14 protein-coding genes are annotated in these 14,707 nt (G+C 39.7%); 9 read left to right on the forward strand and 5 right to left on the reverse strand.

Annotated elements, in window-relative coordinates:
• Positions 1–48: 48 nt before the first annotated feature.
• Positions 49–927 (forward strand): AraC family transcriptional regulator, encoded by an 879-nt coding sequence (locus CWB78_RS11645; protein WP_138595683.1) that lies wholly within the window; start codon positions 49–51, stop codon positions 925–927.
• Between the two features lie 129 nt (positions 928–1,056).
• Positions 1,057–2,637 (forward strand): sensor domain-containing diguanylate cyclase, encoded by a 1,581-nt coding sequence (locus CWB78_RS11650; RefSeq protein ID WP_138595685.1) that lies wholly within the window; start codon positions 1,057–1,059, stop codon positions 2,635–2,637.
• A gap of 52 nt (positions 2,638–2,689) precedes the next feature.
• Here the strand turns inward: CWB78_RS11650 and CWB78_RS11655 are convergent, their stop codons facing one another.
• Positions 2,690–3,109 (reverse strand): VOC family protein, encoded by a 420-nt coding sequence (locus CWB78_RS11655; protein WP_010387589.1) that lies wholly within the window; start codon positions 3,107–3,109, stop codon positions 2,690–2,692.
• A gap of 219 nt (positions 3,110–3,328) precedes the next feature.
• On the opposite strand from CWB78_RS11655, the gene CWB78_RS11660 reads away from it, so the two are divergent.
• From CWB78_RS11660 to CWB78_RS11670, 3 genes are all read left to right on the forward strand, one after another.
• A complete protein-coding gene (locus tag CWB78_RS11660; RefSeq protein WP_010387588.1) occupies positions 3,329–3,697 on the forward strand; it encodes a hypothetical protein in 369 nt (122 codons plus the stop codon).
• Positions 3,694–4,077 carry a hypothetical protein gene (locus CWB78_RS11665; RefSeq protein WP_010387586.1) on the forward strand — a complete coding sequence of 128 codons (384 nt, stop codon included), beginning with the start codon at positions 3,694–3,696 and terminating at the stop codon, positions 4,075–4,077. Before CWB78_RS11660 ends, CWB78_RS11665 begins: the two co-directional genes overlap by 4 nt.
• Before the next feature lie 144 nt (positions 4,078–4,221).
• Positions 4,222–6,411 (forward strand): fasciclin domain-containing protein, encoded by a 2,190-nt coding sequence (locus CWB78_RS11670; RefSeq protein WP_138595687.1) that lies wholly within the window; start codon positions 4,222–4,224, stop codon positions 6,409–6,411.
• 70 nt (positions 6,412–6,481) lie between these two features.
• Here the strand turns inward: CWB78_RS11670 and CWB78_RS11675 are convergent, their stop codons facing one another.
• Both CWB78_RS11675 and CWB78_RS11680 read right to left on the reverse strand, forming a co-directional pair.
• Positions 6,482–7,306, reverse strand: coding sequence for a sterol desaturase family protein (locus CWB78_RS11675; RefSeq protein ID WP_138595689.1), 825 nt, complete (start codon positions 7,304–7,306; stop codon positions 6,482–6,484).
• Positions 7,303–7,746: an SRPBCC family protein gene (locus tag CWB78_RS11680; RefSeq protein WP_138595691.1), complete on the reverse strand. Its 444-nt coding sequence runs from the start codon at positions 7,744–7,746 to the stop codon at positions 7,303–7,305. Before CWB78_RS11680 ends, CWB78_RS11675 begins: the two co-directional genes overlap by 4 nt.
• Before the next feature lie 96 nt (positions 7,747–7,842).
• Between CWB78_RS11680 and CWB78_RS11685 the strand changes: the two genes are divergently transcribed.
• Positions 7,843–8,841: an AraC family transcriptional regulator gene (locus CWB78_RS11685; protein ID WP_138595693.1), complete on the forward strand. Its 999-nt coding sequence runs from the start codon at positions 7,843–7,845 to the stop codon at positions 8,839–8,841.
• A 94-nt stretch (positions 8,842–8,935) separates the two neighbouring features.
• Entirely contained in the window at positions 8,936–9,697 is a 762-nt protein-coding gene (locus CWB78_RS11690; RefSeq protein WP_138595695.1) for a substrate-binding periplasmic protein, read from the forward strand.
• Here CWB78_RS11690 and CWB78_RS11695 read toward each other — a convergent pair.
• Positions 9,694–10,104, reverse strand: coding sequence for a nucleotide triphosphate diphosphatase NUDT15 (locus tag CWB78_RS11695; RefSeq protein WP_138595697.1), 411 nt, complete (start codon positions 10,102–10,104; stop codon positions 9,694–9,696). The genes CWB78_RS11690 and CWB78_RS11695 overlap by 4 nt on opposite strands.
• A gap of 196 nt (positions 10,105–10,300) precedes the next feature.
• Between CWB78_RS11695 and CWB78_RS11700 the strand changes: the two genes are divergently transcribed.
• Together CWB78_RS11700 and CWB78_RS11705 are read left to right on the forward strand one after the other, a co-directional pair.
• Positions 10,301–12,190 (forward strand): acetate--CoA ligase, encoded by a 1,890-nt coding sequence (locus tag CWB78_RS11700; protein WP_138595699.1) that lies wholly within the window; start codon positions 10,301–10,303, stop codon positions 12,188–12,190.
• 89 nt (positions 12,191–12,279) lie between these two features.
• Positions 12,280–13,560 carry a mechanosensitive ion channel family protein gene (locus CWB78_RS11705; RefSeq protein WP_138595701.1) on the forward strand — a complete coding sequence of 427 codons (1,281 nt, stop codon included), beginning with the start codon at positions 12,280–12,282 and terminating at the stop codon, positions 13,558–13,560.
• Positions 13,561–13,789: 229 nt separating this feature from the next.
• On the opposite strand, the gene CWB78_RS11710 is transcribed toward CWB78_RS11705, so the two are convergent.
• Entirely contained in the window at positions 13,790–14,674 is an 885-nt protein-coding gene (locus CWB78_RS11710) for a LysR family transcriptional regulator (RefSeq protein ID WP_138595703.1), read from the reverse strand.
• Positions 14,675–14,707: the final 33 nt, after the last annotated feature.

Raw genomic sequence — 14,707 nt, forward strand, 5'->3', positions numbered from 1 at the left:
ATCAGTGTTGTTATTTTACGCCAAATACCGTTAATTTAAGCCGCTCTTATGACAACCATCGCTACTTTGTTACAACAATATGCAGAGCATAATAAGTTGCTCAGCTTTGAAGGTACCATGGAAACAATTATTCCAGGGGTGTACTTTCATCGCGCCACCAAAAGCTCAGCGCGTCAGCCGCTTATTTATAATTCAGGTATTATTATTGTTGGCCAAGGACATAAAATTATTCACTTCCCTGAGCATCAAATACAATATGGTGCAGGCGATTATTTAGTACTGGGAGTGCCCGTACCACTAGAATGTGAAGCGTTTACTGATAACGATTTACCAGTAATGGGTATAGCAATTGATATAAACCCAGCCATGCTGCACAAACTGGTTAACCAAATGATGCAACATAAGCCTATTTTAACTCCTTTAACACAAAGCGGAGCCGTACAAAGCGCCACTTTAGATTTAGCTATGGAGCAAGTTACCCATCGACTGTTAACAGTGTTAAACAATCCGCTTGAGGCTGAGGTATTCGGTGACGATATAGTTAAAGAATTAGTATATAGGGTGCTGTGTGGCCCTCAAGGCAACACTTTAATTGGACTTGCAATGCACGATGGCCATTACGCACGCATAGCGCGTACCTTATCAACATTACATAGTGATTATGCAAGCCCTATTACCGTAGAGCACTTAGCTGAAGAAGTGAACATGAGTGTGTCATCTTTTCATCGTGCGTTTAAACAAGTTACGTTTGAATCCCCTTTGCAGTATTTAAAAAAAGTACGCTTAGCAAAAGCAAAAGAATTAATAACCACCTCTGGCAGTAAAGCAAATGAGGCCGCATTTAAAGTAGGCTACACCAGTGCGTCACAATTTAGCCGTGAGTTTAAACGCCATTTCAACAAAGCCCCCAGTGAAATACATGTGTGATTAAAACTAACTTACTTTTGCGCAAGTCATTATTTAAATACTTTATCATTAGACTTTGTTAATATGACTTAAAAGTATTCGTCTACTTAGTAATGATATATTGTACGATAAAGACAAGGAGTTTTTAGCATGTTAGGCGCTCAGGTGGTTAGGTTTAGCATTTTTATATGCGCTTTTGCTATGCTATTTAGTAGCGTTACTTATGCGCAAGAACGTTGTCAGCTCAGCTCAAGAGCAACCAATACTTCGGTGTCTTTATCCAAAGAAGTTGCCTCAAATATTAAACTTAAAAATGGTATTAATCATCTTGAATTAAGCTGTAACTTAAAGCAAGGCGGGGTATTTTCATTTACTCGCCCTGCACTTAAAGACTTTTCGTGGCAGCAAAATTCAGCATATAAAACACCTTTAAAAACCAATCAGATGGCAATTTTAATGGACCCAGGCGTTTTTACTGCACAGCTTATGATTACCACTTCTGCGGCTTATACCCCACGCTTTACTTGGTCAGATACACAGCCTTTTGTCGAAAAAATTCAACGCTACAACCTTATTTTTGGCATTTTTTATGGTCTTTGCGCCACGCTTATTTTTTATGCACTAATTATAGGTCACGGCATAAAAGACCCTCTTTTTAAACTGTATGGCATTTATATTTTTTGCATCGCTAGCTTTATATTCTTTCAAGAAGGACAGCCATATTTATTTACACAACAGCACTACTCTGCGTACGTTAGCCATTTTTATACGTTAAGTATCGGTTTAACTATAGTGAGTGCCACATGGTTTATGAGCGCTATATTGGAGCTACCTAAATACTTTCCTAAGATAAGTAATACACTAAAAGTAGCCGCCTTATGCGTACTGACTTTATGCTTACAAAAAATAGCGCTCGATCTACCACTTATAACCAATATTACCTCTGCAGTAACAGGCTATTTATCATTATTTATTGTCATCACTATTTTTATCCTCAGCGCCATACAAACAAAGTACGGTGTTAATGAAGCATGCTTGGTATTTATAGCACTGGCAAGTGTGTGTATTAGTATGATTTTTAGGGTACTACTAACCGATTACAGCCCGTTCATTCAACGCTATGGATTTGTTATTGCGTTTACAATTGAATCTTTATTACTTGCTATTGCAGTCGGTAGACGAATTCAAAGATTGAGTTATGCAAAAAAACAGGCTGAACGACACGCTAACTTTGATCATTTGTGCCATATATACAATCGTCGCGGATGGAGCTTAAAAGCAAACGACTTACTAGCAGAGCATAAGCAACGAGGAGGCGTTTTGTGCTTTTTATACATAGATTTAGACCGTTTTAAAGCAATTAATGATACTTATGGTCATGATGTGGGCGACAAAGTACTGTGCAAAGTTGCAGAGTCTCTTAGTCAACATATGCGCAGTGAAGATGCCGTTGGTCGCTTAGGGGGCGATGAATTTGTGGCCATGGCATTGTTTAATAGCAACGAAAAAATTAACCAGCGAGTTAACACCTTAGAACAAAAATTAAACCAGTTAACTATAGAGCATCAGGGCCATACCATTTCTATTTACGCCAGTGTTGGGCAAACTAGCTATACTCAGCCACCCGATAACTTAGACACAGTTTTAAAAGCAGGTGATGAAGCAATGTATAAACAGAAATTGCAAAGAAAGGCAAAGCAAGCTGAAAAAATAGTAGTAGCCGCCATTTAAAAGCATAAAAACGAGAGCTAGCCAGTAAGGCTAGCTCTGCTATAGCCTTAGCTTAACCCTTTTTAAATAGAACCTCAGGATTAACCATAGTTTTCATTTCGAGCACGTTACCGTTAGGATCTTCAATAAAAAACGTTTCTTGTTCAAATTCATCACCAACAAAACGACGGTAAGGTTTATCTAAATATTCAAGCCCGGCATCAGCAATGCGTTGCTTAAGTCCTTGAAACTCACTTTCTGATAAATGAATACCAAAGTGTGGAACAGCCACTGCCCCCATATCAACATCATGACGTACCGTAGGTAAACGCTCAACACTTTGATGTAGAGTTAATTCGTTACCCCAAAAATCAATGTCTACCCATCGTCCCGCTTCACTATTGCCAGTTTTACAGCCGAGTACGTCACAGTAAAACGTTTTCGCTTTTTCAAGATCGCCAGCGGGGATAGCCAGATGTAAACAGTTAGACATAAATTACCTTAGGTTATAACTTTTAATATATGAAATATGCTGCATTATACATAATTTGCAATTTATAGAACATTAACAGTGTTATTTTTAGTCATTCATTGCATATCGCTAATTTTCAACAGTAATAATTCACCTTTTAGCTGTGGTTTATCGATTTTAGTCTTAAATATCAGTTTTTAACTATTAAAGCTAAAACTGATACATTATGATGTGCGCGCCATGACTAAATTCATACTTTTAAAATTCATCACCTTTTTTATCGGCTGCTTGTCGTGTTTTTTAATGCATACCACATTCGCATTGCCTATTGTTGTATCTGCAGGTTTAACGGGGCTTATCGGTTCATTTATTCCATTCCCTGCAGATTACAAAAACCATCCCTATGCAGCTATTTATGCAGGCAGTTTTGCCGGTATGTGCTCCACTAGTTTAATTAATGAATACTGGGAAATTGCGATTATTTCTGCCATTGGTGCTGTTTTATACACACTCACCATTAATGTATTTGCGGGGTTTGGCGGACGATTAGGTAGCATTGCATTTGCTAGCGTCGCCTTATTTGTTTTGGCCAAGGAGTTAGTAATATGACGCTTATTTATCCGCTACTTGCTTTGCTAGGGGCGTTTTTAACCTTTTACTTGGCTAAACATAATCGCTTTGATGGGATCCGAGCCTCTGCAGCTCTATCGATTATTGCCTATTTGATTTTTGCGCAGCTGAGCCTTAACGCTGAGCTATATAGCATCGTCTTTTTTGGCGGCACATTTATTGGAATGAGTGCTCCCCACCGTTTTGGTGTGTATACGCTTGCCAGTTCAGCAATTATATTTTCACTGTTTTTTGCCTATCTAGTGCCTATTCTTGATGGTTTTGGTGGCGCTTTGGGAATTAGTGCATTTCTATCTGTGTGTATTTGCCATGTATTTATTTTACTTGGCGCACCACGCAGTAAAAAAACTAAAATTTAAACGTTTTCTTGAATAAAAATTCAATAAAATCTTACACCTATTAAATTGTATAAAAATAACCCATGTTTTTTTGATCAACACTGTTAATAGCTTCGTAGTATTCACAAAGCTGTAACACTGTAACATTCGATTAAAGGAACAATTATGAATAAAGTATTTAAGCTCGGTGCTATCATACTTCCCTTGTTACTGATTCAAGGCTGTAGTAGTGATGACGATAACAACGCTCCAGTAACTGTAGACCCACAACCTGCCGTCTCAGTCTTTGACGCCGCGCAGGACTCTGAAGAGTTCACCACTCTTGTTGCAGCACTAGAAGCAACCGGTCTAGATGAAACTCTCGATGATTTAACTACCAGCTATACTGTATTTGCCCCTACCGATGATGCATTCGCATTATTAGGCGAAGAGACCATTAATAGCTTATTAGCTGATACAGACACCCTAAGTTCTATTTTAACTTATCATGTGATCGCTGGCAGAGTAGACGCGCAAACAGCTATTGGCTTAGCGGGTAGCACTGTTGAGACTGTTAACGGGCAAAACATTGCTTTATCTTTAAATGGTGAGAATTTATTAGTAAATACCAGCACAGTAACAATGACCGACATTGTGACCGACAACGGAATCATTCATGTTATTGACGCGGTGCTCACGCCAAAAACAGTGCCAGAAACAGCACCAACTAATAATATCATTAAAACAGCTCAACAAGCTGGCAATTTTAGTACATTACTTGCAGCTCTTGATGCTGCATCCCTTACTTCAGCACTTGCCGATGAATCATCAGAATTTACCGTATTTGCCCCTACGGATGCTGCATTCGAGGCAATTGGTAGCAACTTTTTAAACACGTTACTGGCTAATCCCACCGTTTTAGCCGATATTTTGAAGCAGCATGTGCTTGTAGGATCAGTTGATTCTGTTACTGCAATGTCTCTTAACGGTCAATCAGTAGAAACGCTACTTGGCAATACCCTTCCAGTGGCAATAAACGCAGAAACAAACATGCTATCGTTTGGCGGAGCCAATATTATAGTAAAAGATATTATGACCACTAATGGTGTAATTCATGTAATTGATTCGGTTATTATTTCTGATGTTACTTTACCTCAAAGTACCAATACAATTGCTGACATAGCGAGCGCTGATGGTAACTTTACGACTCTTCTCGCGGCTCTAACAGCAACAGGCTTAGATACACTAGTTGCCGATCCAGATAATACTTTTAGTGTATTTGCTCCTACAGACGCTGCATTTGCTGCACTCGGTCAGGATACAATTAATGCGCTACTAGCTGACACAGATACGCTTCGTGATATTTTGCTATACCATGTTTTTCCTGACGCAACAGTTTTATCAGATGACGCAGTAACCATTGCCAATAGCAACAGCAACAAGATAGAAATGGCCAATGGCGACATGGCAGCTATTTCTTATGTAGACAGCTCACTATTTATCAATGATTCTGCAATCACAGAGGCAAATGTAACCGCCAGTAACGGCGTAATTCATGTACTTAATAAAGTGATTATGCCGCCGGTTGAAGTGGGTACTCCGACTAAAACGATTGCCACTGTAGCGACTGAAACACCCGCACTGTCTACTTTGGTCACTGCACTACAAGCAGCATCACTGGTAGATACTTTTAACGATACCACAAAATCATTTACAGTATTTGCACCGACGAATGCTGCATTTAATAAAATTCCTACGGCTGATTTAGAGGCTTTATTGGCTGACACGACAGCACTAACAGGTGTACTGACTCAACATGTTTTAGGCGCTCAAGTGGGCAGTACTGATGCGTTTGCAGCCAATGGTAAAACGGTGACCACCCTTGCTGATAACATGCTAAGTGTAAACGTTGTAGACTTTACCAGCACAGAAAACACAGCAACAGACAGCATTGCTTACGATTCAACTAATAATCGTTTAGTAACGGGTATGGCCGACGCCATGCCAGGCAAAACAGTTTATGTATTTGATAATGATTTAGGCGAGGCAATGAGCACGTGTGAAGCAGCTTGTGCAACAACGTGGCCACCGGTTTTTGGTACTGCAGCATCAATTGAAAATGTGCCAGGTTTATCGTTAATTGCTCGCTCAGATGACAGCATGCAAGTCGCTTATCTTGGTCGTCCTTTATATACTTTCTCAGGTGATACGGCAGCAGGTCAGAATAATGGCCAAGCTGTGAACGATATTTGGTGGCAAGTAAGCTTACCGGCTACATCATTACAAGTAGCGGGTAGCAATGTAACAACTACTGATATTTATACCAGTAATGGCGTTGTTCACTTAATAGATACAGTGATCACAACGGCCAAATAAATTAAATTTCACTGTGAGATAAGCTAGGAGTGATGCTATCTACTCCTGGCTTTTTTATTCAAAAATAGGCTTATTTATTACTACTTTGAGAGCTTGTTGGGTAACCAAATACCACTTTTAATTTAGCTTTTAACCCGTTTGCCCTGTAGGTACTTTTAACGAGATGCTGCCACTGATGAAAGGTAATTTTGATTGGGTTATTACTGTGTAGTTGGCCAATAATTCCGTATTTACAAGGCTTGTTTTCATCCTCTTCTACATATGTGCCAAATAACTTATCCCAAACAATTAGTACCCCTGCAAAGTTTTTATCTAAGTAGCCATTGTTAATAGCGTGATGAACCCGATGATGTGATGGAGTATTAAATACGCTTTCAAACCAACCCAGCTTTTTTACCACTTGGGTGTGAACAAAAAATTGATATGCCAAATTAAGGGCAACCACAGCAAAAACAATCACAGGCTCAAAACCAAGTAATATCATAGGCATCCAAAACAGCCACATACCTGCAAGTGGATACATTAAACTTTGTCTAAACGCAGTAGTAAAATTCATTTTTGTAGAGCTATGATGTACGACATGAGCGGCCCATAACCAATGTATATGGTGTGATGCACGATGAAACCAATAATATAAAAAGTCTTGCAATACAAAGGCACCTAATACAGTTAGTACCGTCAATTCAATATCAAATAACCGAAACTGATACAGCCAGTAAAAAAACGGCATTAGTACAATTAACGCAATAGCATCAGCACCTTGGTGTAATAAAGCCAGTAACGCATTAGCAGAGCTGTCTTTTATATCGTAGTAACGCCTAAATTTAATAAACTCAATAGTAACAAACAGTAAAAAAATAGGGCTCAGTGCGAGTAAAATAATTTCAATGCTCATACAACACGCTCCTGAAAATAACGGGCTATTTTTTTAAGTGCTTGGCTAATATCTTTTTTTATAAAAAAAGCCAGTATAAAATCGGGTAACCAAAAATGTGCAATGCAACTAATATGGTAATTAACCTCAGTGAGCGATGGCTCTTCATTAATGGTATTTAAGTAAATATCACCACGATGCTGTGCAACGGGCTTGCTGCCTATAATACGGTAACTAATATGACTATTATCTGCAGCTATTATTTGCTCTTTAAAGGTAGTGCCTTGCATTTTTATTTCTCTAATCGTGCCTTTCCCACCACTTATTTCACCCGGCTCTTGTGGTGTTAGTATTTTAAAGTGAGCATTAAAAAACCGCCCTAAATCGGCATGCGCTAGTAATACGCTGCGTATTTGCTCAGGCGTTGCTGCCACAGTACGCTTAACCTTTATTTCCACCATGACCTTTGCCCTATTATTTTTATAGATCACTAGCATATAAAAATATGCCGTGGCAAACTTGCGATTAGATGACTATTTTTTAGCTTTAGGCGACAAATGAAAACCTTAGCCGATCATTACTTTTGTAGCTGTTTGGATTACCTTGAAGCCAAGGGCTTAGCTAGTCATGCGGTTTTAAACGCGATTGAATTTAATGAGTATACTAATAAGCAATTACAACAATTGGCGCCGCGGATCAGTTTAAAAAGCTATAATGCGTTGCTTAGCTATGCACAACAAGCGTTAAACGACCCCTTATTTGGCTTTGAATTAGGAAAACAAATACGCACCGCTGATTTTGGTGTATTAGGGTATTTAATTGAATCGAGTACTAATTTAGCCAGTGCAATTACTGCACTGCTCAATTACGACAGCCTAGTAGCTAACATTGGTCGCGCCCAGTTTGAGCAACAACAAACATTGTGTAAAGTAACTTGGTTAGCCGATCCACAATGTAGTCCACAGGCTGTTTTACGAAATATGACCGCATGGGTCAGTGTGGTACGCCAGCTACTTAATCCACAACTTTCACCTAGCTGCGTGTATTTTTCAACACACTTTTCAATCACCGAGCAACAACGATTAACTGATTGGTTTAATTGCCCAGTAAAAGCTGGAGCTAGCTTTAATCAAATCGAGTTTCCAAGTAATTACTTAACTCTGCCCTTTAAAACCGATAACAGCCAAATCAACGCGATGCTAAAGCAAATGTCAGAGCAACAGCTCTCCCAGTTTAAAAGTCAGCAGTTATTAACAGAAAAAATTAATCATATTTTAATGGCAAAACATGACTTACAAGATTGCTCTTTGCTTAGAACAGCCGCCGCCTTAAATATGACGCCACGCACAGTACAACGCTATTTAAAAAAAGAACAAACCACCTTTGCTAAACTGCTTGAAGAGGAGCAAAAACGACGTTTATTAACCTATATTCCTCATTATTCGTTAAATAATATCGCATTTATGCTGGGATTTAATGATCAAAGCTCTTTTAATCGTGCTTTTAAACGCTGGTATCATTGCTCACCTCGACAGTTCATAAAAAACAATAATTAAACATCTTAATTACTTAAAATACACATTTACAATATACCTTCTTCTTAATTTTCTTTACACTAGCATTATTGTATTGCCTAAAAGACAATTATTTATGCTTATGCGTATGGTGTTAAATGTTTTTGTATTGGTTTTTTACAGCGCGGTTTGTAACGCCAACCCAGTTACTTTCATCGCTGAAGATTTACCGCCTTATCATTTTAAAAATCCCCAAGGTGAAACGCAGGGCGCATTGGTTGATATCGCAAAAGCTGTACTAAAAGGGACTGATTTAACAGCAAAGTTTGAAATAATGCCAATGGCTAGAATGTTTCAGCAGCAACAAGTCAACCCTAATGCCATCATGCTGTCACTGCTAAAAACACCAAACAGACATCATCAATTTAAGTGGCTAGGTAAAGTCTACTTTGCAGACGCATACCTCGTTAGCTTACGCAGCCATAAAGATGAAGTGATTCATTTAAACTTCGCTAAAGAATACAAAGTAGCCACTATTCGCGGTTACTCTGCGCAGGCCTATTTAGAAGCCCAAGGTTTTACTGAAAATGAAAACTTGGTATTAGTGAGTTATTATCAGCAGCTCTGGAAAATGCTATATAAAGATCGTATCGACTTTGTCGTTACTAACACGCTCACACTTGAAAACGAGTTAAAGCGCAGCGGGCTCGACCCAAACTTAATTTCAAAGCGCATCCATTTAGATGAATTACCCTCTTCTTTGCATTTTGCAGCCAGTAATCAACTTGACTCACACACAGCAAAAATTATTAGCGATAGGTTAAATGCCATCAAAGAAAGCGGTGAATATCAACAAATTTTAAATAAATGGCAACTTCCTATGCCAAAAAAACTTTAATACTCAGCGGGCAAGGAACTCTGTGCTAAATAATTTTTTAATGAGGCAAACAAAGGTGAAGGCAAGTTATTAATATCGCACCAACGCCACTGCAAACATTTATGTGGCTCTTTATTTACCACTTCACCACCTTCATAGTCTGCTTGCACATATAAAGTAATATAATGTTTGTTCTCTTTGCTAAATATATCGTTGGTAAAATCGAGTTGTCGAATATTAGTAACATCAAGGCCCGTTTCTTCTGCTACTTCACGCACAGCACATTGCTCAACCGTTTCACCAAATTCTAAGTGCCCACCAGGGGTTGCCCACGTATTTGCACCATGCTCGCCTATCCGTTCACCCAGTAGAATTTTATTATCATGCATTACTATTACTGCAACGCCTACCCTGACCATTTGATTCATTCTTTTATCCAATTACTCTTCATTAATTACAGTTACATTTTACATTAGTTGGTACCTTTTAGTTCCATACAATCATTACGTTAACCAAAAAACAAAAGTGTCGCTCACTATTTAACCGACCATGGTCGAATATCGCTATTGATAAAAAGCGCTTAGTTTTAAATTACGTTAGATTATATTTTTCTCAGGAGCCTTTATGTCAGGTGAATACAAACAACATTACAACGAGTTTAAACAAGACCCGGCAGCGTTTTGGTTATCACAAAGTAAGCGACTTCCTTGGTACAAGGCTCCAGAAACAGCATATACACAAGATCAAGAAGGACTGCACCACTGGTATGCAGACGGCCAACTTAACAGCTGTTTTTTAGCATTAGACCAACATGTAATCGCTGGGCATGGGAATGAGACCGCCTTAATTTATGACTCACCGGTTACCAATAGCAAACGCAGTTTTAGCTATTTACAACTGCAGCAAGAGGTCGCTAAATTTGCAGGGGTAATGCAGTCTTTAGGAGTGACTAAAGGCGACCGCGTAGTGATTTATATGCCCATGATCCCCGAAGCCGTAATTGGTATGTTAGCCTGTGCCCGAATTGGCGCTATTCATTCTGTTGTATTTGGCGGTTTTGCAGCGCATGAATTAGCGGTACGGATTGATGACGCCAAACCCAAATTGGTACTCAGTGCCTCCTGCGGTGTAGAAGTTAATACTGTAATTGAGTACAAAGAATTACTCGATAACGCGGTTGAAGCTGCTAGCTATAAAGTTGAACACTGTATTATTTATCAGCGTGAGCAAGCCACCGCACCGCTTATGCCCGAACGTGATATTGACTGGGCTGTTGCAATGCAAACAGCCACACCGATTGATCCCGTTGCGGTCAGTGGCGATCATCCACTTTATATTTTATACACCTCTGGCACAACAGGGACACCTAAAGGTGTGGTGCGTGAAAATGGCGGCCATGCGGTTGCTATGCATTACAGCATGGAAACCGTCTACGGCATGAAACCCGGTGACGTATTTTGGGCCGCCTCTGATATTGGCTGGGTAGTGGGTCATTCGTATATTGTGTATGCGCCACTTATGTATCGATGCGCAACTATTTTATTTGAAGGAAAACCGGTTAGAACCCCCGATGCCAGTGCTTTTTGGCGCGTAGTAGAAGAATACAAAGTGAATGCTTTATTTAGTGCCCCCACTGCGTTTCGCGCGATTAAAAAAGAGGACCCCAATGCCGAAGGATTTAAGAAGTATGATACTTCTAGTCTCAAACGATTATTTTTAGCCGGAGAGCGTTTAGACCCACCTACCTACGATTGGCTCAAAGAAAAAACAGGTTTACCGGTGCTTGATCATTGGTGGCAAACAGAAACGGGCTGGGCAATTGCGTGTAACCCTGTTGGCATTGAACACCTGCCTACAAAAGCCGGAAGTTCAACGGTTGCAACGCCTGGATTTGACGTACGAATTTTAGATATGAATGGGGATGAATGTGCCCCTAATGAGCAAGGCGCGGTTGTTATAAAGCGGCCTTTACCGCCGGGCTGTTTACCAACAATTTGGCAAAATACAGCTCGTTTTAAGGCTGGTTATTTGGCCGAATACGATGGCTACTACTTATCTGGTGATGGTGGTTATATTGATGACGATGGTTACCTCTTTATTATGGGTCGCACCGACGATGTGATTAATGTTGCAGGGCACCGTTTATCCACTGGTGAAATGGAAGAAATTGTTGCCGCGCACCCAGCTGTAGCTGAATGTGCAGTATTTGGTATTAGTGATGCGCTAAAAGGGCAAAACCCAATGGCGATGGTGGTGCTAAAAAATGATTTTCATGGCTCACATAAAGAGGTAGAACAGCAATTGGTGCAAACCGTGCGTAATCAAATTGGCGCTATTGCATGCCTTAAAAATATTATGTGTGTAGAGCGGTTACCAAAAACCCGTTCTGGCAAAATTTTACGTAAAAACTTACGCCAACTGATTGATGGTGAAGAATTACAAATACCCTCAACCATAGATGACCCAAGTATTTTTGACGAACTCACGGAGCAACTCGCCCAAAGTAAAATTTAAATACACAATGTAAAAAGTCTTAAATAGACTTTTTACATTACAGCTGCTTAACTACCAGTAATTAATAATAACGCCCTTATGGAGTATTAATGACAGGAACACGTGCACAGCTGCGAGATTTTTTACTGCAATGGTTTGGCGATTATTTTCCGGGGAGCCCTTTTTTATGGTACGACCTGATTGTACTGGCTTGGATCGCGCTATTTGCATTAATATTACACCTTATTTTAAGGCTGATTTCTCAGCGCTTAGTTAAAAACCGTTTTAGCGAACAAGCAGCGCAACCCGATAGTAAAAGTCCTTTATATTCAGCAAAGAAGCTCGCTCGTAATATCTCATTTGTTTTACAAGGAGCGGTCGTTGTTATTCAGGCGCAACTATGGATACCCGAAGGCACTACGTTTTTGTATTTGATTCAAATGATCACGGATCAGTGGATCATTTTATTTGCCTTGCTTTCGCTGTTTTCGTTATTGGATATATTTCAAGCAATTTCCGATAAGCGCCCCTTGAGCGCTCATTTTCCGCTGCGCGGCTTTTTGCAAACAATTAAGCTTATTGCCAGTGTATTAACTGCCATTTTAGCCGTTTCGTTGTTGATGAATAAATCACCGTTAATTTTACTAAGCGGCTTAGGCGCTCTGTCTGCAGTGTTATTACTGGTATTTAAAGACGCTATTTTAGGATTAGTAGCAGGTATTCAGCTCTCTGCCAATAATATGCTGGCGGTAGGTGACTGGTTAGAAATGCCTAAATACGGCGCCGATGGTGATGTTATTGATATTGCGTTAACCACAGTTAAAGTAAGAAATTGGGATAAAACCATTACCACTATTCCTACTTATGCGCTTATCTCCGACTCATTTAAAAATTGGCGCGGTATGTCAGACTCTGGTGGACGCCGGATAAAACGCAGCATTCATCTAGAAATGAGTAGTGTGCACTTTTTAGATGAAGCCGCACTTGTTGCTCTTAAAAAAGCTAACTTGCTAAGCAATTATCTTGAAAGTACGCTATCGACTATTAACGAGCAGAACACGACTAAAAAAGTAGATATGAGCTGCACTTTAAATGGCCGCAGGCTCACTAATGTGGGTACATTTCGTCACTATTTGGTGGCGCTATTAAAACAGCACCCGCATATTCATCAGGGTATGACCTTAATGGTAAGGCAATTAGCGCCAACAACCCAAGGGTTACCCATTGAGATTTACGCATTCACCAATACCACCAATTGGGGTGAATATGAAAATATTCAGTCAGATATATTTGATCATATATTAGCGGTTTTACCCGCCTTTTCGTTACGTGCCCATGAAGCACCAACAGGAAGCGACATTCGTCAACTAATTAACCTGAACTCTGGTTAAGAGATTTACTAACATATTGAATCAAAAATGATATTTATGTTTATTTTCTCTAGCCAGAGATTTTCAGTGAAAACAAGGCGAAATTACGCGTCAATAGCTAGTCTATTGCAAGTAAATTCAACGCAGTTAGCGCTCAAAATAGCTGCTTGAGATAGATTTATTATCTAGAGTTCAGGTTAATTATATAACCTGAACTGTGAATAATAAATCTAGCTCACGTAAAGTCAGTCTAAATACGCTTTAATTGCGCAATAAGCCACTGATGAATATCGCTATTATTTGAACGCGGGTGCCAGGCTGCAATCACCTTAAACGGCGGCGGTAATAATTCAATCTCCAATTGCTTCACCTTACTATTTGGCAATAACCGTGATGGGTAAAACGCAATTAAATCGGTGGTATTGAGTAAATCAGGCACAGATGAAAACCCAGGTACTGACATGACAATATTTCGTTTGTAGCCTTTATCTGCAAACCAGCGATCGTGCGAACCACGTAAGTTTGCTCTAGATGCCGACACCACTAACTGCGGTCGGCTCGCAACCTCAGCTAAGCTCAAAGGCTGTGAAGATGTGGGCGCATGTGCGCCTGCAATACAAATATGTTGTTCTTCAAATAGGGTATCATAAACTAAATTATCAGGAATAAATTCAACAAAGCTAATCAGTAAATCAAGCTCTCCTGCACTAATGAGCTGGTTAACGTTATCGGATGCAAAGTCTCGAATAATCAACTTTAAACCTGGCGCTTCACGGCGAGTAATTGCTAATAACTGAGGTAAAAGTGCAGCAATCGCATAATCCGTAGCACTTATAGTAAAAACACCTTGGTAACTTTGCGGAGAAAACTGTGGCGGCACTAATAACGCGTCTAGTTGACTCAGAATTTGATTAATCGGTAGTTCAAGCGCCAGCGCTTTTGGCGTTGGCAGCATCGTATTGCCTTGACGAATAAACAGCCTATCATCAAATAAGTCGCGTAATTTTCGCAGCTGCTCACTAATGGCTTGCTGAGTTAGCCCCATTTTTTGCGCAACATGCGATACATTTTTTAATTTGAGTAAAGCGCTTAAAACTCGCAACTGCTTTATATCCAGCCGACCTATACCATTCATAATTGTATCTAAAACAAAAAAGTGTTGTTTCAA

It is taken from the genome of Pseudoalteromonas sp. S1612 (assembly GCF_005887175.1).
In the GTDB taxonomy this organism is placed as follows: Bacteria; Pseudomonadota; Gammaproteobacteria; order Enterobacterales; family Alteromonadaceae; genus Pseudoalteromonas; species Pseudoalteromonas undina.

Bases quoted from the DNA above. Each gene is read 5' to 3' on its own strand.
- CWB78_RS11660 (WP_010387588.1), top strand. From the start codon at position 3,329: ATGACTAAATTCATACTTTTAAAATTCATCACCTTTTTTATCGGCTGC.
- CWB78_RS11675 (WP_138595689.1), bottom strand. From the start codon at position 7,306: ATGAGCATTGAAATTATTTTACTCGCACTGAGCCCTATTTTTTTACTG.
- CWB78_RS11655 (WP_010387589.1), bottom strand. From the start codon at position 3,109: ATGTCTAACTGTTTACATCTGGCTATCCCCGCTGGCGATCTTGAAAAA.
- CWB78_RS11710 (WP_138595703.1), bottom strand. From the start codon at position 14,674: ATGAATGGTATAGGTCGGCTGGATATAAAGCAGTTGCGAGTTTTAAGC.
- CWB78_RS11650 (WP_138595685.1), top strand. From the start codon at position 1,057: ATGTTAGGCGCTCAGGTGGTTAGGTTTAGCATTTTTATATGCGCTTTT.
- CWB78_RS11645 (WP_138595683.1), top strand. From the start codon at position 49: ATGACAACCATCGCTACTTTGTTACAACAATATGCAGAGCATAATAAG.
- CWB78_RS11700 (WP_138595699.1), top strand. From the start codon at position 10,301: ATGTCAGGTGAATACAAACAACATTACAACGAGTTTAAACAAGACCCG.
- CWB78_RS11665 (WP_010387586.1), top strand. From the start codon at position 3,694: ATGACGCTTATTTATCCGCTACTTGCTTTGCTAGGGGCGTTTTTAACC.
- CWB78_RS11695 (WP_138595697.1), bottom strand. From the start codon at position 10,104: ATGAATCAAATGGTCAGGGTAGGCGTTGCAGTAATAGTAATGCATGAT.
- CWB78_RS11685 (WP_138595693.1), top strand. From the start codon at position 7,843: ATGAAAACCTTAGCCGATCATTACTTTTGTAGCTGTTTGGATTACCTT.
- CWB78_RS11670 (WP_138595687.1), top strand. From the start codon at position 4,222: ATGAATAAAGTATTTAAGCTCGGTGCTATCATACTTCCCTTGTTACTG.
- CWB78_RS11690 (WP_138595695.1), top strand. From the start codon at position 8,936: ATGCTTATGCGTATGGTGTTAAATGTTTTTGTATTGGTTTTTTACAGC.
- CWB78_RS11680 (WP_138595691.1), bottom strand. From the start codon at position 7,746: ATGGTGGAAATAAAGGTTAAGCGTACTGTGGCAGCAACGCCTGAGCAA.
- CWB78_RS11705 (WP_138595701.1), top strand. From the start codon at position 12,280: ATGACAGGAACACGTGCACAGCTGCGAGATTTTTTACTGCAATGGTTT.